Annotated in this window: 11 protein-coding genes; 10 read left to right on the top strand and 1 reads right to left on the bottom strand. The window is 61.3% G+C overall.

All coding sequences use genetic code 11. The features are described 5' to 3' along the window. Nucleotides 1–6: 6 nt before the first annotated feature. Complete coding sequence (dnaE, locus tag BMY36_RS03410) at nt 7–3,459, bottom strand: DNA polymerase III subunit alpha (RefSeq protein WP_050519464.1); 3,453 nt, start codon at nt 3,457–3,459, stop codon at nt 7–9. Between the two features lie 255 nt (nt 3,460–3,714). On the opposite strand from dnaE, the gene xdhA reads away from it, so the two are divergent. From xdhA to BMY36_RS03360, 10 genes are all read left to right on the top strand, one after another. Then, on the top strand, nt 3,715–5,169 hold the full coding sequence (gene xdhA, locus BMY36_RS03405) for a xanthine dehydrogenase small subunit (RefSeq protein WP_050519463.1): 1,455 nt from the start codon (nt 3,715–3,717) through the stop codon (nt 5,167–5,169). Beyond that, nucleotides 5,166–7,553: a xanthine dehydrogenase molybdopterin binding subunit gene (gene xdhB / locus BMY36_RS03400; RefSeq protein WP_050519462.1), complete on the top strand. Its 2,388-nt coding sequence runs from the start codon at nt 5,166–5,168 to the stop codon at nt 7,551–7,553. The genes xdhA and xdhB overlap by 4 nt, the downstream gene beginning before the upstream one ends. Next, nucleotides 7,546–8,511, top strand: coding sequence for a xanthine dehydrogenase accessory protein XdhC (xdhC, locus tag BMY36_RS03395; RefSeq protein ID WP_050519461.1), 966 nt, complete (start codon nt 7,546–7,548; stop codon nt 8,509–8,511). Before xdhB ends, xdhC begins: the two co-directional genes overlap by 8 nt. Next, nucleotides 8,508–10,037, top strand: a complete 1,530-nt coding sequence (locus tag BMY36_RS03390; RefSeq protein ID WP_050519460.1) for an ABC transporter ATP-binding protein — start codon at nt 8,508–8,510, stop codon at nt 10,035–10,037. Before xdhC ends, BMY36_RS03390 begins: the two co-directional genes overlap by 4 nt. A 71-nt stretch (nt 10,038–10,108) precedes the next feature. Continuing rightward, nucleotides 10,109–11,191: an ABC transporter permease gene (locus BMY36_RS03385; RefSeq protein ID WP_050519459.1), complete on the top strand. Its 1,083-nt coding sequence runs from the start codon at nt 10,109–10,111 to the stop codon at nt 11,189–11,191. Beyond that, complete coding sequence (locus BMY36_RS03380) at nt 11,191–12,123, top strand: ABC transporter permease (protein WP_050519458.1); 933 nt, start codon at nt 11,191–11,193, stop codon at nt 12,121–12,123. The genes BMY36_RS03385 and BMY36_RS03380 overlap by 1 nt, the downstream gene beginning before the upstream one ends. 55 nt (nt 12,124–12,178) lie before the next feature. Then, entirely contained in the window at nt 12,179–13,270 is a 1,092-nt protein-coding gene (locus BMY36_RS03375) for a BMP family ABC transporter substrate-binding protein (protein ID WP_050519508.1), read from the top strand. A gap of 102 nt (nt 13,271–13,372) precedes the next feature. Next, on the top strand, nt 13,373–14,452 hold the full coding sequence (locus BMY36_RS03370; RefSeq protein ID WP_050519457.1) for an NAD(P)/FAD-dependent oxidoreductase: 1,080 nt from the start codon (nt 13,373–13,375) through the stop codon (nt 14,450–14,452). 5 nt (nt 14,453–14,457) lie between these two features. Beyond that, nucleotides 14,458–15,243 (top strand): glycoside hydrolase family 25 protein, encoded by a 786-nt coding sequence (locus tag BMY36_RS03365; RefSeq protein ID WP_050519507.1) that lies wholly within the window; start codon nt 14,458–14,460, stop codon nt 15,241–15,243. A 240-nt stretch (nt 15,244–15,483) separates the two neighbouring features. Beyond that, nucleotides 15,484–16,335, top strand: a complete 852-nt coding sequence (locus BMY36_RS03360; protein WP_050519456.1) for a hypothetical protein — start codon at nt 15,484–15,486, stop codon at nt 16,333–16,335. Nucleotides 16,336–16,339 lie beyond the last annotated feature (4 nt).

Genomic DNA, 16,339 nt, shown 5'->3' with positions numbered 1-16,339 from the left:
CAACGATTAAAGTTCTTCGACCATCACCACGCCGCCCATGGATTTCAGCGCCCCTTTGATTTGCGGCGAAACCGGGTATTCGCCGGGCAGTTCAAGGTCGATCTCTTGGCCCGTGGCGGGGTCCGGCACGCAAATGGTGACGGCGGCGCGGTTGCGGCCCCCATCCTTTAACACGCGGGCCAGCAGGGTGGCGACCGATGCCGCCGCCTCAACCCGGTCAATATGGATGCGAAAGGCGGAGGCGCCCGCCTCGGCGGCCACAGCATCAATGGGTTGGGCGGCGCGGGCGAGCAGTTTTAGGGTTTCGCCTTCCAGCGTCGCCTCCACCGTCAACACCACGTTCATGCCGGGTTCCAGCACATCGCGCGCGGCCTCCAGTGTGTCCGAAAACACGGTGACTTCATAAAGCCCGGTGGGGTCCGAGAGTTGGACAAAGGCGAAACGGTTTCCGCGCGCGGATTTGCGTTCTTGTTTGGAACTGACGGACCCGGCGATTTTGGCGACCATCGCGCCGCCTTCGGCACGGGCGGTGATTTCGGCGAGGGTGGAGACACCTTTGCGTTTCAACGGTGCCATGTAGTCATCCAGCGGGTGGCCGGAGAGGTAGAAGCCGATCGCCTTATGCTCCTCTGTCAACCGCTCCACCGGCAGCCAATCATCGCGGGAGCCGAGGCGGGGTTCTTGCACATCCTCGCCTGCGTCGCCAAACAGGCTGACTTGGTTGGAGGTTTTGGCCTCATGGATCGCGGCGGAATAGGACGAGAGGCCATCGAGCGCGTCGAACACGCGGGCGCGGTTGGGGTCCAAGCAATCGAACGCACCCGCGCGGGCCAGCATTTCCAACGGGCGTTTGCCGATGCGTTTCAGATCCACCCGGCGGGCAAAATCATAAAGCGTGGCATAGGGTTTTTCGCCTTGATCGGTGGTGCGGCCCGCGACGATCATTTTCATCGCCTCCACGCCCACGTTTTTCAACGCGCCCAGCGCATAGACCAGCGTGCCATCGCGAACAGTGAACGTGGCGAGGGAGGCGTTGATGCAAGGGGCGATGGTTTTGAGGCCGAGCTTGTCCACCTCGCGCTTATACACCGCCAGTTTGTCGGTCAGGTGCAAATCGCAATTCATCACGCCGGCCATAAATTCGACGGGGTAATTCGCCTTGAGGTAGCCGGTTTGATAGCTGACCACGGCATAGGCCGCCGCGTGGGATTTGTTGAAGCCGTAGTTGGCGAATTTTTCCAACAGATCGAACACTTCGCCCGCCTTTTTGGCGTCGACGTTGTGGGTTTTTTTGGCGCCTTCGATAAATTTCGGGCGTTCCTTGGCCATTTCTTCGGCGATTTTTTTACCCATCGCGCGGCGCAAAAGGTCAGCGCCGCCGAGGGAATAGCCGCCCATAACCTGAGCGATTTGCATAACCTGTTCTTGGTAAACGATAATCCCTTGAGTCTCGGCCAGCAGATGGTCGATGGTGGGATGGACGGACGTGATATCCTTCAGGCCGTTTTTCACCTCACAATAAGTGGGGATATTTTCCATCGGGCCGGGACGGTATAGGGCGACGAGGGCCACAATATCCTCAATACAGGTCGGTTTCATGCGGCGCAGCGCGTCCATCATGCCGCTGGATTCGACCTGAAACACGGCCACGGTTTTGGCGGCGGCATAGAGTTGATAGGTTTTTTCGTCGTCCAGCGGAATCATCGCGATGTCGATGTCGATGCCGCGCAGGCGCAAAAGGTCCAGCGCGGATTGGATGACGGTCAGGGTTTTCAGGCCCAAAAAGTCGAATTTGACAAGGCCCGCCGCCTCCACCCATTTCATGTTGAACTGGGTCGCGGGCATGTCGGATTTGGGGTCTTGGTACAGCGGCACCAATTCATCCAGCGGGCGGTCGCCGATCACGACACCTGCGGCGTGGGTTGATGCGTTGCGCAGCAGCCCCTCCACCTGTTGGCCGTAGTTCAGCAGGCGGGCGACGACCTCTTCCTTGGCGGCTTCGCGCAAGCGCGGTTCATCTGCCAGCGCCTTGGTGATGCTGACGGGTTTGACGCCTTCGACCGGGATCATTTTCGACAGGCGATCCACCTGCATATAGGACATTTGCAACACCCGGCCCACATCGCGAATCGCCGCCTTGGACAGAAGCGCACCAAAAGTGATGATCTGGCCCACACGGTCGCGGCCATATTTGGCCTGAACGTATTGAATGACCTCCTCACGCCGATCCATGCAAAAGTCGATGTCGAAATCGGGCATGGACACGCGTTCGGGGTTCAGGAAGCGTTCAAACAAGAGGGAATAGCGCAATGGGTCGAGATCCGTGATGGTCAGCGCATAGGCAACCAGCGAACCTGCGCCCGAACCCCGGCCCGGCCCCACGGGGATGCCTTGGTCCTTAGCCCATTTGATGAAATCGGCCACGATCAGGAAATAACCGGGGAATTGCATGTTGATGATGATGTCCAACTCGAAATCGAGGCGGGCCTGATATTCCTCCACCGGCACGGCATGGGGGATGACGGCAAGGCGCGCTTGCAGCCCTGCGTTGGCGGCGCGGCGCAGCTCGTTCACCTCATCATCGGCGAATTTGGGCAGGATGGGGGCGTGCTTGGCGACCTTGAAGGCGCAGCGGCGCGCGATTTCAACAGTGTTTTCCAACGTCTCGGGCAGGTCGGCGAACAGAGCTGCCATTTCGGATTCGGTTTTGAAATAATGCTGCGGGGTCAGGCGGCGGCGGGGTTGTTGTTGGTCGACATAGGCCCCTTCGGCGATGCAAATCAGGGCGTCATGCGCCTCATACATGGTGGTTTTGGGGAAATAGACATCGTTGGTGGCGACAAGCGGCAGGACCATATCATAGGCCATTTCGACAAAGCCGCGCTCCGTTGCGCGTTCCCCATCGGGCAGCGCGCCCCCTGCCCCCGGATGGCGTTGCAGTTCGACATAAAGCCGGGTGGGAAAGGCGGCGGCCAACCGCGCCAGCAACGCTTGTGCCTTTGGCATTTGCGCGGTTTGCAGCAGCTTGCCCAGCGGTCCTTCGGCCCCGCCCGTTAGGCAGATCAGGCCGCCTGCATGCGCCTCTAACTGCTCCAGCGTCACTTGTGGCAACTGCCCCCCGGTGCCGACATACAGACAGGTGTTCAGCTTCATCAGGTTCATATAGCCCGACTGGTCTTGCGCCAGCAGCACAATGGGGGCGGCGGCGCGCGCCTTTTCCCCCGGTTGCGCGGGGTCGTAATTCAGCGAGACTTGGCAGCCGATGATGGGCTGCACCCCTGCCCCCGCCGCATAGGTGGAAAATTCCAGCGCGCCAAACATGTTGTTGGTATCGGTCACGGCCACGGCGGGCATTTTGTGCTGGACGCACAGATCTATCAATGATTTCAACGGCACCGCACCTTCCAGCAAGGAATACTCGGTGTGGGTGCGCAGGTGAATGAATCGGGGTGCTAACATGGGTTGACCCTAGCGCAGGCAAAGGCCAAAGGGAAAGACCCACCAGTGCGCAAGGTGATGAAAGTTTCACAGACCGCGCCCAATTATCAATCAAAGCAAGGAAGTCCCTCAAATAACCTCTGAAAAAATACATTTGCTATTTTGTCGCAGGTTGGGCTTGATAGGTTACCAGATAAGGGCGCGTGGCCTGCTTTACGCCGCATCGGGCGGGCACGCAAAAGCAACAGATGCAACAGACCGCGGCGGAATAGTCTCATGCCTGATATTGCGTTTCACCTAAACGGGACGCCAGTGCGCGTGACGGGTGCTTCTCCCACGCATACTTTGTTGGATTGGCTGCGCGAGGACCGCGGGCTAACGGGCACCAAAGAAGGCTGTAACGAAGGCGATTGCGGGGCCTGTACGGTGATGGTGACGGACGGCAGCGGGCCGCGCGCGCTTAACGCCTGCATTTTGTTCCTGCCCCAACTGCAGGGCAAATCGGTCCGCACGGTAGAGGGGTTGGTGGCCCCCGACGGCGCGCCCCACCCGGTCCAAGACGCCATGGTGGCCCATCACGGGTCACAATGCGGGTTTTGCACGCCGGGGTTTGTGGTGACAATGGTGGCCGCCCATGCGCAGGGTCGCACCGATCATGACACCGTTTTGGCAGGAAATCTGTGCCGCTGCACCGGATACGCCCCCATCATCCGCGCGGCCGAGGCGGCAAAGGATGCCCCTGTGCCGCAATGGATCAAAGACGAAACCACCCAGTTTGCCCAAAACGCCACTTTCGCGTTGGCAAAAATACCTTCGGGGGGGGAAGGGTTTGCGCCTATCGCAAAGCCTGTTGGGGGGGCAGACAGCCCCCCCGCCGCCCTCTACCAGCCGCACACCACGAATGATTTGGCGACATGGTACGCCGCCCACCCGGACGCTACCTTGATCGCAGGGGCCACGGATGTGGGGTTGTGGGTGACCAAACAGTTGCGTGATCTGGCCCCTGTCGCATTTTTGGGCGGCATCGCGGATTTGAAAACCATCACAGCGCAGGGCGACCAATTGCGCGTGGGTGCGGGCGCGAACATCAATGAGGTGATGGCGGCGGTGGCGGGGCCCCTGCCCTCGTTTGCGGAAATGTTGCGGCGGTATGCCAGTGACCAAATCCGCAATGCGGCCACGATTGGGGGCAATATCGCCAACGGCTCGCCCATTGGCGATGCGCCGCCGGCGTTGATTGCGTTGGGGGCCACTTTGCATTTGCGCCAGGGTGATACGCGGCGCGACTTGCCGCTGGAGGATTTTTTCATCGAATACCGCAAGCAAGACCGCCTGCCCGGTGAATTTGTGGAGGCGGTGAGTTTCACGACGGATGCGCCGAACCTGCGCTGTTACAAGCTGTCAAAGCGGTTTGACCAAGACATCTCGGCCGTGTGTGGCTGTTTCAATGTGACGGTTGCGGGCGGGGTTGTGACCGCTGCGCGCATCGCCTTTGGCGGCATGGCGGGGACGCCCAAACGCGCCAAAGGGGCAGAGGCGGCGCTGATGGGCCAGCCGTTTACTCTTGCGACCGCGATGGCCGCACGCGCCGCTATGGCGGATGATTTTGCGCCCCTGTCGGACATGCGGGCATCCGCCGCCTACCGCACGACCACGGCGGGAAACATGATGATCCGGTATTTCCACGATCTGTCGGGCACAGATGTGAACATTCTGGAGGTGACGCCATGAGCATGGGACGCGCAATGCCGCATGATACCGCCCCCCTGCATGTCACGGGTGCGGCGCGCTATGTCGATGACATTCCCTTGCCTGCGGGCGCGCTGCATTTGGCGTTTGGCCTGTCCACCATCGCGCATGGCGATATTTTAAGCGTGGATTTATCGGCAGTGCGCGCCGCCCCCGGTGTGATGATGGTGCTGTCGGCAGCGGATTTTGACGAGATGCCGGATTGTTCCCCATCCGCCCATGATGAGCCGTTGTTGGCCGTGGGCCGCGTGCATTATCTGGGCCAGCCGGTGTTTTTGGTGGTCGCCGACAGCCATTTGGCGGCGCGCAAGGCGGCGCGGCTGGGGCGCGTGGATTATGCCCCCCTGCCCGCCATTTTGACGGTGGATGACGCGCTGGCCGCCGGGTCGCGGTTTGAGGCGGGGCCTGTGGTCTGGGCCAAAGGCGATGCAAGTGCTGCGATTGCCGCCGCAGCCCATGTGATTGAAGGCGAGATGGAGGTGGGCGGGCAAGAGCATTTTTACCTTGAAGGCCAGATCGCCGCCGCTGTGCCGCAAGAGGGCGGGGATATGTTGATCCATTCGTCCACCCAGCACCCGACCGAAATTCAGCACAAAGTGGCGCATGCTTTGCACATTCCCATGCACGGTGTGCGGGTCGAAGTGCGCCGGATGGGCGGCGGGTTTGGCGGTAAGGAAAGCCAAGGCAATGCGTTGGCGATTGCCTGTGCGCTGGCTGCGCGCGCGACGGGCCGCGCCTGCAAAATGCGATACGACCGCGATGATGATATGATGATCACGGGCAAGCGGCATGATTTGCGCATCCGCTACCGCGCGGGGTTTGATGAGGCTGGGCGCGTGGCCGGGGTGGAATTTCAGCACTTGTTCCGCTGCGGCTGGGCGCTGGATTTGTCGATCCCCGTGGCCGACCGGGCGATGCTGCATTCCGACAACTGTTATCATCTGACGGACGTGCGGTTGGAAAGCTACCGTTTGCGCACCAACACGCAAAGTGCGACTGCGTTTCGCGGGTTTGGCGGGCCGCAAGGCATGGTCGGGATTGAGCGCGTGATGGACCATATTGCGCATCACCGCGGGATGGACCCCTTGGCGCTGCGGCGCTTGAATTTTTATGCGGGGATGGGGGAGACTGAGGAGGTTGCAAGCAGGGGGGGCCAGACCCTAAACGCGACAACCAGCGGGGGCCAGCCCCCGCACCCCCGAGGTATTTCCGCCAAGATGAATGAGGTGCAGACCACGCCGTATCATATGCCAGTGGAGGATTTCATTGGGCATGAGTTGGTGGCGGCGTTGGAATTATCGTCCGGCTACGGCGCGCGGCGATTGGCGATTGCGGCGTGGAACAAGGCGAGCCCGGTGATGAAGCGCGGGATTGCGCTGACGCCGGTGAAGTTTGGAATCTCGTTTACGTTGACGCATTTGAACCAAGCGGGGGCATTGGTGCATGTGTATCAGGACGGGTCGATCCATTTGAACCATGGCGGCACGGAAATGGGGCAAGGCTTGTTCCAAAAGGTTGCGCAGGTGGCGGCGGGTGTGTTTGGGGTGGATATGGCGGCAGTCAAGATCACTGCGACCGACACCGCCAAAGTGCCCAACACCAGTGCCACGGCGGCATCATCGGGGTCGGATTTGAACGGGATGGCGGCGCAGGCGGCGTGTTTGACCATTCGCGGTCGCATGGCAGAGTTTTTGGCGCAGCGGCATCAGGCGCAGCCAAGCGATGTCCGGTTTGCGGATGGGTTTGTGCGCGTGGGCGGCGCGCGCTACAGCTTTGCCGAGGCCGCTGCGTTGGTTTACGCCGCGCGCGTCTCGCTTTCGGCCACGGGGTTTTATGCCACGCCGCAGATCACTTGGGACCGGGCCAAGGGACGCGGGCGGCCATTTTTGTACTTTGCTTATGGTGCGGCGGTGACCGAGGTGGTGATTGACACGCTGACCGGGGAAAACCGGATTTTGCGCGCCGATTTGCTGCATGACACGGGGGCCAGCCTGAACCCTGCGCTGGATATTGGGCAGGTCGAAGGGGCCTATGTGCAAGGGGCGGGTTGGTTGACGATGGAGGAATTGGTTTGGGACGATAAGGGCGCGCTGCGCACCCATGCGCCCAGCACCTATAAAATTCCGGCCTGTTCGGACCGCCCGCCAGTGTTCAACGTGGCGTTGTGGGGGCAGGCTAACCGCGCGGGTACGATTGGCAAGTCGAAGGCCGTGGGCGAGCCGCCGTTTATGTTGGGCATTTCGGCGTTTCTGGCGCTGTCGGATGCGGTGGCGGCTTGCGGGGATGGCACGCGCTATGTGGCGTTGGACGCGCCCGCCACGCCGGAGCGGATTTTGGCCGCCGTGGAGCGGCAGCGCGATGTTTGATCTGGAAGGGGTGCGCGCGGCGGTGGCACAACGGGGCCGCGTGGCGCGGGTGGTGATTGCCGGGTTTGACGGATCATCGCCGCGCGAGGTGGGGGCGGCAATGTTGGTGTGGACCGATGGGCTGTCGGGGACCATTGGCGGCGGTGCGTTGGAATGGGCCGCGATTGCACGGGCGCGGGAGATGTTGACGGGGCCAGCGTTGCTGCGGTTGGACCGGGATGCGTTGGGGCCAGCGCTTGGGCAATGCTGCGGCGGCGTGGTGACGCTGTTGACCGAAGTGTTTGACGCGGCTGCTGTGGCAGGCGTGCCGGGCGATGTGTTTGCGCGCGCGGTTTTAGGGTCTGTGGCGGGGGAGGCGATGCCGCTGGCGGTGACGCGGGTGCTGGGGCGCACGCGGGGGCAAGGGATTTTGCCTGCGCCGGGTTTGGTGCAAGGCTGGATGGTGGAGCCGATTTTGCGGCCCCAGCGTGAGATTTGGGTGTGGGGGGCGGGCCATGTGGGGCGCGCGATTGTGGGCGTGTTGGCACCTTTGCCAGAGGTTGCGATCACTTGGGTGGATGTGGGCGCGGACCGGTTTCCGGGGGATATTCCGGCGGGCGTAACGGTGGTGCCTGCGGCGGACCCTGTGCTGTTGGTGCCGCATGCGCCGATGGGGGCCGAGCATTTGATTTTGACCTATTCGCACGCGCTGGATTTGGCATTGTGCCATGCCATGCTGACCCGCGGGTTTGCGCGCTGTGGCTTGATCGGGTCGCGCACGAAATGGGCGCGGTTTCGGGCAAGGCTGGCCACACTGGGGCATATACCTGCGGGTATTGCGCGGATTGAGTGCCCGATTGGCGACCCTGCCCTTGGCAAGCACCCGCAAATGATTGCCATCGGGGTTGCGGCCCGGATGATTGCCGCCCACACCCTTGCCCAACGCCACACCCTTGCACAACGAAAGGACGCCGTATGACCAATGAGCTGTTGCGGATTGAGGGGCTGACCAAAGCCTATCCGGGGGTGGTTGCCAATTCGGACGTGTCCTTTGCGATTTCACCCGGCGAAATTCATGCGCTGTTGGGGGAAAATGGCGCGGGAAAATCGACGCTGGTCAAGATGATTTACGGCTTGGTGAAGCCTGACAGCGGCACGATGGTGCTGCGCGGCCAGCCTTATACCCCTGCGCGACCGAGTGCGGCGCGGGCGGCGGGTGTGGCGATGGTGTTCCAGCATTTCAGCCTGTTTGAAGCGTTGAATGTGGCGGAAAACGTGGCGCTGGGGATGGAAAACCCGCCGCCGATGCGCGAACTGGCGGAACGGATTAGGGCGGTGTCGACGGAATACGGCCTGCCGCTGGACCCCGCGCGGCGGGTTGGGGATTTGTCGGCGGGCGAGCGGCAGCGGGTGGAGATTGTGCGCTGTTTGCTGCAAGACCCCAAGCTGTTGATTATGGACGAGCCGACAAGCGTTTTGACACCGCAAGAGGTGGATATTTTGTTCCAGACCTTGCGCCAACTGTCCGCCGAGGGCACGGCGATTTTGTACATCAGCCACAAGCTGGAGGAAATTCGCGCCCTTTGTGATGGGGCGACGATTTTGCGGCGGGGCAAGGTGGTGGCGACCTGCACACCGCGCGATGTGTCCGCGCGCGACATGGCGGAGTTGATGGTGGGGGCGGTGTTGAACCCGCCTGCGCGGGCGGCGCGGCGCGATTGGGGCGATGCGAGCCCGGCGCTGGAAGTGGCGGGGCTTTCGGCGCCATCCCCGATTGCCTTTGGCACATCGTTGAAAAACATCAGCTTTTCAGTGCAGCGCGGCGAGGTGTTGGGGATTGCAGGCGTTGCGGGCAATGGGCAGGATGAGTTGCTGCTGGCATTGTCGGGGGAGTTGGCGACCGACCCCGGCATGATCAAGGCAAAAGGTGCGCCTGTGGGCGATCTGGGGCCAAATGCGCGGCGCGCGCTGGGGTTTGTCGCGGCACCCGAGGACCGTTTGGGCCATGCAGCGGCCCCCGATATGTCGCTGGTGGAAAATGCGCTGCTGTCGGGCGTGGTGCGCAAAGGGTTGACCAAGCGCGGGTTTATCGACTGGGGCGCGACCAAGAATTGGGCCGCCGAGATTGTGGCGCAATATGATGTGCGCACGCCGGGCACTTGGGTGGCAGCGCGGGCACTTTCGGGCGGGAATTTGCAAAAGTTCCTGATGGGGCGGGAGTTGAGCCAAGCGCCTGAGGTGGTGATTATCAACCAACCCACATGGGGAGTGGATGCGGCGGCGGCGGCGTTCATTCGGCAAGAGATTTTGAACCGCGCACAAGACGGCGCTGCGGTGGTGGTGATTTCCCAAGATTTGGATGATTTGCTGGAAGTGTCGGACCGGTTTGCCGCGCTGAACGAGGGGCGGTTGACGCCGACACGGCCCACCGAAGGGCTGACGGTGGACGAAATTGGCCTGATGATGGGCGGCGCGCATGGCATGGAGGTGGCGCATCATGGGTAGGTTTTTGGGTGGCCGGGGCCGGATAGGTATTTGTGCCAAGATGAATTTGGGGCGTGGGTTTGGGGTGATGTATGTTTGTACTTGAAAAACGGCCCTCCCCTTCGCGATTTTGGACCTGGGCCACGCCAGTTTTGGCGGTTTTATTCACGATGATTGCGGGCGGCGCGTTGTTTGCGCTGTTGGGCAAGGACCCGGTGGTGGCAATACGCACCATATTCTGGGACCCGATTTTTGGCGAATTTGCGTTTTATTTGCGCGGACAGTTGTTGGTCAAGGCCGGGCCGTTGATCTTGATCGCGGTCGGATTGTCCTTGGGGTTTCGGGCCGGGATTTGGAACATCGGGGCCGAGGGCCAGTATATCATGGGCGCGGTGTTTGGTGCGGCTGTGGGGTTGGCGATGTTTCCCACCGACAGCCGCTGGATTTTTCCGGTGATGATTGTGGCGGGCGCGTTTGGTGGTTGGGTTTGGGCCATGATCCCCGCGATTTTGAAAACGCGGTTCAACACCAACGAGATTTTGGTGTCCTTGATGCTGGTCTATGTGGCGCAAACGATTTTGTCCAAGGCCGCGACCGGGTTTTTGCGCAACCCTGAGGGGATGGGGTTTCCGGGCAGTCGCAATTTTTCCGGCTTTCCGGCGGCGCGCAATGCGGAATTGATCGCGGGGTCGGGCCTGCATTGGGGCGGGGTGGCGGCGTTTATCGCGGTAATCGGGGCCTATGTTTTGTTGCAGCGCCACATCCTTGGGTTTCAGATCAAGCTGGCGGGGCAAGCCCCAAGGGCGGCCCGGTTTGCGGGGGTAGCACCGACAAAGTTGGTGGTGTTGTGCATGGGCCTGTCGGGCGCGTTGGCGGGCCTTGCGGGGATGTTTGAAGTGACGGGGCCCGCGGGGCAGATCAGCATTGATTTTGCATCTGGGTACGGGTTTACCGCGATTATCGTGGCGTTTCTGGGCCGTTTGAACCCGGTGGGGATTTTGCTGGCGGGGTTGGTGATGGCGCTGACCTATGTGGGCGGCGAGATGGCATCGACCAACCTTGGCCTGCCATCGGCGGCGATCCAAGCGTTTCAAGGGATGCTGCTGTTTTTCCTGCTGGCCGTTGATTTGCTGTCAAACTACCGGATTCGTTTCTTGAAAGGGAGGGCCGCGTGATGGACCTGAGCAGTATCAACCCCGCCGTTTTGGTCGCCTCCCTTATGGTTGCATCGGTGCCGATTATGTTGGCGGCGATTGGCGAATTGGTGGTGGAAAAGGCCGGTGTTTTGAACCTTGGGGTGGAGGGGATGATGATTATCGGCGCTGTCTGTGGGTTTATAACGGCGGTGGCCACGGGCAGCCCATTTTTGGGGTTTATCGGGGGTGCGTTGGGGGCGGCGGGATTGAGCTTGATTTTCGCACTGTTGACGCAAGTGTTTCAGGCCAACCAAGTGGCCACGGGCCTTGCGCTGACGCTGTTTGGGTTGGGGCTGTCCAGCCTTTTGGGCCAAGGGTATGTCGGCATTAAGCCGCCTGCCACGGGCATGGTGCCCTTTGGCCCCTTGGCGGATATTCCGGTGGTGGGGCGCGTGTTGTTTCAGCATGACCCGATGGTGTACCTGTCCATCCTGATCATCGCCGCCGTGTGGGCTGTGTTGAAATACAGCCGCATGGGCCTAATTTTGCGCGCTGTGGGCGAAAGCCATGACGCGGCGCATGCGCTGGGGTACAAGGTCACGCGCATCCGGATTATGGCGATTTTGTTTGGCGGGGCGATGGCGGGGTTGGGCGGTGCCTACCTAAGCCTGGTGCGTGTGCCGCAATGGACGGACGGCATTACCGCGGGCGCGGGTTGGATTGCGCTGGCGATTGTGGTCTTTGCCAGCTGGCGGCCGTGGCGCGTGCTGATTGGTGCTTATCTTTTTGGCGGAATTTCGGTGTTGCAGTTGAATTTGCAGGTTGCCAACGTCCCAATCCCGCCTGAATACTTGTCGATGTCGCCCTATCTGATAACCATCATCGTGTTGGTCATCATGTCATCGGGCAAAGGGCGCGCGTCGTTGAATGCGCCTGCTGCTTTGGGCCAAAACTTTCACGCCGCGCGGTAAACGTGGGGCCAAAACCAACCGGGTCAAAATTGGCCCGACCAACAAGGAGAGACTTATGAATCGCAGAACTTTGATGGCATCGGCGGCGCTTGGCCTGACCATGGCCTTTGGCGGCGGCGCGCATGCGGCGGGTATGGACAAGGTGAAGGCCTGTTTCGTTTATGTCGGCCCCGTGGGCGATGGTGGCTGGACCTATCAGCATGACAAAGGCCGTTTGGACATGATCGCGGAATTTGGCGACCGGGTGGACGCCAGCACGTTCCAAGAAAACGTGCCAGAGGGTGCGGACGCCGCGCGGGTGTTGACGCAAATGGCGCTGGGTGGCTGTAACATCATTTTCACCACATCGTTTGGGTTTATGGAGGCGACCAATGCGGTTGCGGCCAAATTCCCCAATGTGATGTTTGAACATGCAACGGGTTACAAGCGCGACCACGCCAATGTGTCCACCTATAACGCGCGGTTCTATGAAGGGCGCGCGGTGCAGGGCACCATGGCGGGCATGATGACGAAGTCGAACAAAATCGGCTATATTGCGTCGTTCCCGATCCCCGAAGTTGTGATGGGCATCAACGCCTATTATCTGGCGGCGAAAAAGGTGAACCCGGCGGTGGAACTGTCGATTGTCTGGGCCTTTACATGGTTTGACCCGGCAAAAGAAGCGGACGCGGCCAAAGCGATGATCGAACAAGGCGTGGACGTGATTGCGGCGCACACCGATTCGACCGCACCCCTGGCCGAGGCTGCGAAAACCCCCGGCGTGGTTGGGTTTGGCCAAGCTTCCGATATGGCCGCCTATGCACCAAGCCCGCGCGTGTCGTCAATCATCGACAACTGGGCGCCTTACTACATCAAGCGCGTGGGCCAGATGTTGGACGGCACCTATGCCCAGACCGACACTTGGGCTGGTATCAAAGACGGCGAAGTTGAAATTGGTGCGATCACCGAAGCGGTGCCTGCCGAAGTGAAAGCCGCAGCAGAGGCCGTGCGCGATGGTATTTCCGCTGGCACGCTGCACCCGTTCACCGGGCCGATCAACAAGCAAGACGGGTCTGTCTGGCTGGCCGATGGGGCGACTGCACCGGATGGCGATTTGTTGGGCATGAACTTTTACGTCGAAGGGATTGTGGGCGATATTCCGCAGTAATCTTTTGCAGTAACTCTTTGATGTGACCTTTGGCGGGGGGCAGGATTTTGCCCCCCGTTTTTTTAACTTTTACGCGCTGCCGTGGCGTGACAGGGTGCCCTGATGGACCATGATTTTATCATTATCGGCGGCGGGATTGCGGGCGTATCGCTGGCGGCACGGCTGGCCCCGTTCGGATCTGTACTGCTGCTGGAGGGTGAAGGCGCGTTGGCGCATCACGCGTCGGGGCGGTCGGCCGCCCTTTATGAACCGCATTACGGGTTGGCCCCGGTGGTGGCGTTGTCGCTGGCATCAGGGGCCTATTTTCATGCCCAACCGGCGGTTTTGTCGCCACGCGGCATGATGATGGTGGCCAAAGCGGACGCGCGCGCGCTGTTTGAGGCGGATGCGGCGGGCATGAACCTGACGGTGGTATCGCTGGATGACGCGCGGGCGATGGTGCCGATTTTGAACGCGGATGTGGTGGCGCATGTGGCCGTGGCGGACCATGCGTGGGATATTGATACCGATTTGCTGTTGCAAGGGTTTGCGAAAACCGCGCGCAGCCATGGTGCGCAGATTTTGACGGCGGCCCCGGTGACTGCGGTTGTGCGGTTGGCTACGGGCTGGCGTGTGACCAGTGCGCAGGGTGAATTTTCGGCGCGGGTTGTGATCAACGCGGCGGGGCCGTGGGCGGATACTGTGGCGAGCATGGCGGGGGTGGCGCCTTTGGGGTTCACGCCGCTGCGCCGGTCGATGGCGCGGATACCTGCGCCCGGCGGGCATGATGTGTCGCGCTGGCCGATGATTTTTGGTGCGGGCGAGACGTGGTACGCCAAGCCGGACGCTGGCGCGCTGATCGTGTCGCCTGCCGAGGAGGAGCATTGCGCGCCCCATGATGCCTTTGCCGATGACATGGTGCTGGCCGAAGGGTTGGCCCGGTATGAGGAAATGGTGACCGAGCCCGTGACCCGGATGCTGGCGAATTGGGCGGGGCTGCGGACATTTTCGCCCGACCGGGTGCCTGTGATTGGGTTTGATGTTGCCCAGCCGGGGTTTTTCTGGCTGGCGGGGCAAGGCGGATACGGGTTTCAATCCGCGCCCGCCGCGTCAAAAATGGCGGCGGATTTGGTTTTGGGGCAGGCTACGGGATTGGATGCGGGGCTGGTTGCGGCCCTGTCGCCTGCCCGCTTTGGGGTGTGATGCGCATGGGTTGGGGAAAGATTTTGGCGGTGGGGCTGGCCTTGGCGCTGACGGGCTGTGGGGGGCGTGAGGCGCCGCGCGCCACAGGCGATGTGGTGGTGAACGCGCCCCGGTTTGGCGATACGGACCCCCACCCTTGGGACGGGCGCGACCCCAGCAAATACGCGGTGCATGGGATTGATGCATCGCGATGGCAGGGGGACATTGATTGGCGAGCGGCGCAGGCCAATGGCGTGTCTTTCGCGTTTTTCAAAGCGACCGAGGGCGGCGATATCGTTGACCCCGCGTTTGAGGCGTATTGGGACGGCGCGGGCCGGGCGGGGGTGCCGCGCGCGGCCTATCATTTTTTCTATTTCTGCCGCCCCGCGATTGAACAGGCGCGCTGGTTCATCAAAAACGTGCCGCGCAGCAAAGGGGCGCTGCCGCCAGTTTTGGATATGGAATGGAACGCCCATTCCCCCACCTGTACCCGCCGCCCCGATGCCGCCCATGTGCGCGCGGAGGCAAAGATTTTTATGGATGCGTTGGAGCGCCATTATGGGCAGCGGCCCGTGATTTACACGACCGTGGATTTTTTCGCCGACAATCAGATGGGCCGAATTGGGAATGTGGATTTCTGGCTGCGGTCGGTGGCGGGGCATCCATCAACGGTGTATCCCGGGCAAAATTGGACGTTTTGGCAATATAGCGGGACCGGATTGGTGCCGGGGATCACGGGCAAAGTTGATTTGAATGTATTTGCCGGGTCGCGGGCAGAGTGGCGCGATTGGGTGGCGCGGCGGGCGCGATAACCACATGCGGTTCGCGCGCGATGCTGCGGATAACGCATTGTAATTTATGGATAAGTGAAAATTCTTTAACCTTTTGGCAAGGTTTGGGTTGCGGGTTTGAGGCGCAGTTTGCGCAGGCGTCAGGGCGTGGAGGCGTGAGGGCGAAATTTAGGGGCGCAGGCTGTTCAATCCACCCGGGGTGGATTAGAAACGGGGCGCGTGACCACCACCGATTTTCGCGTGCTTTTATAGGTTTACCAGATGACGCCCCCCCCCGAACCGCCCAGCAAACCGCCCGCCAAAAAAACGGACGCGCAACGCAAGGCGATTGCGCTGCGCAATGAGGCGGCGCGGGTTGGACGGCACCCCCATTTGGTTTTGACGCTGCGGCGCACCGGGGGCACATCGCTGATGACCTTTTTGGCGCGCATTTCGCCGTTTCCCACGGTGGAACATGAACCGTTCAACAAAAACCGGATGTGGGGCCCCTTGGCCGAGACGTTCAAAGGCCAGTATGATAGCGCCGCATTTATGGAGGCGCTGGACAAGCCCCTGACACGGCGGCCCAACATCAAACATTGCCTTGATGTGGTGCCGCTGGGGCTGAGCAAGGCGCTGATTTCGGCGTGCCATGCGCGGGGATACCAGATTTTTGTGCTGACGCGGCGCAATGAAATGGGGCGGCTGCGGTCGCTTTATATTGCGCAAACAACGGGGGTTTGGGGGCAAGAGCAGGCGGAAATTCTGTATCCGGCGATTGTGGCGGGCACGGCGCAGGTGCGCGCGATAGAGCCGCAAACCATCGCAGCCCAAGCGAAACTCGATGCGGGATTGATGGCCGACACACGGGCCACGCTGGCGGCGCGCGGCGTAGATTTCGGGGATTTGGTGTTTGAGGATATTTATTCCAGCGCGGCGGGCCTGCGCGACCATGCCTGCGCGATTGCGGCCAAACTGGGGGTAACGGTGGCCCCGGATGACGCCCGATTGGCGGCGTTGCACACGGGCAAAGGCCTGTCTGCGAGCGCGGTTTTGCCGTTTATCGACGGCATCGCCGAGGTGGAGGCGATTTTGGCAGGGTTGTCACAGCCACAAAACACTAAAAGGACATGAGAGC

The organism is Pseudorhodobacter antarcticus (assembly GCF_900110135.1).
Taxonomy (GTDB): Bacteria; Pseudomonadota; Alphaproteobacteria; order Rhodobacterales; family Rhodobacteraceae; genus Pseudorhodobacter; species Pseudorhodobacter antarcticus.
Note: the sequence above shows the minus strand (reverse complement) of the source record. Positions and strands in the feature narration are given on the sequence as shown.

Excerpts from the sequence above, each read along its gene's own strand:
- dnaE (WP_050519464.1), bottom strand. The coding sequence starts at position 3,459 with ATGTTAGCACCCCGATTCATTCACCTGCGCACCCACACCGAGTATTCC.
- xdhA (WP_050519463.1), top strand. The coding sequence starts at position 3,715 with ATGCCTGATATTGCGTTTCACCTAAACGGGACGCCAGTGCGCGTGACG.
- xdhB (WP_050519462.1), top strand. The coding sequence starts at position 5,166 with ATGAGCATGGGACGCGCAATGCCGCATGATACCGCCCCCCTGCATGTC.
- xdhC (WP_050519461.1), top strand. The coding sequence starts at position 7,546 with ATGTTTGATCTGGAAGGGGTGCGCGCGGCGGTGGCACAACGGGGCCGC.
- BMY36_RS03390 (WP_050519460.1), top strand. The coding sequence starts at position 8,508 with ATGACCAATGAGCTGTTGCGGATTGAGGGGCTGACCAAAGCCTATCCG.
- BMY36_RS03385 (WP_050519459.1), top strand. The coding sequence starts at position 10,109 with ATGTTTGTACTTGAAAAACGGCCCTCCCCTTCGCGATTTTGGACCTGG.
- BMY36_RS03380 (WP_050519458.1), top strand. The coding sequence starts at position 11,191 with ATGGACCTGAGCAGTATCAACCCCGCCGTTTTGGTCGCCTCCCTTATG.
- BMY36_RS03375 (WP_050519508.1), top strand. The coding sequence starts at position 12,179 with ATGAATCGCAGAACTTTGATGGCATCGGCGGCGCTTGGCCTGACCATG.
- BMY36_RS03370 (WP_050519457.1), top strand. The coding sequence starts at position 13,373 with ATGGACCATGATTTTATCATTATCGGCGGCGGGATTGCGGGCGTATCG.
- BMY36_RS03365 (WP_050519507.1), top strand. The coding sequence starts at position 14,458 with ATGGGTTGGGGAAAGATTTTGGCGGTGGGGCTGGCCTTGGCGCTGACG.
- BMY36_RS03360 (WP_050519456.1), top strand. The coding sequence starts at position 15,484 with ATGACGCCCCCCCCCGAACCGCCCAGCAAACCGCCCGCCAAAAAAACG.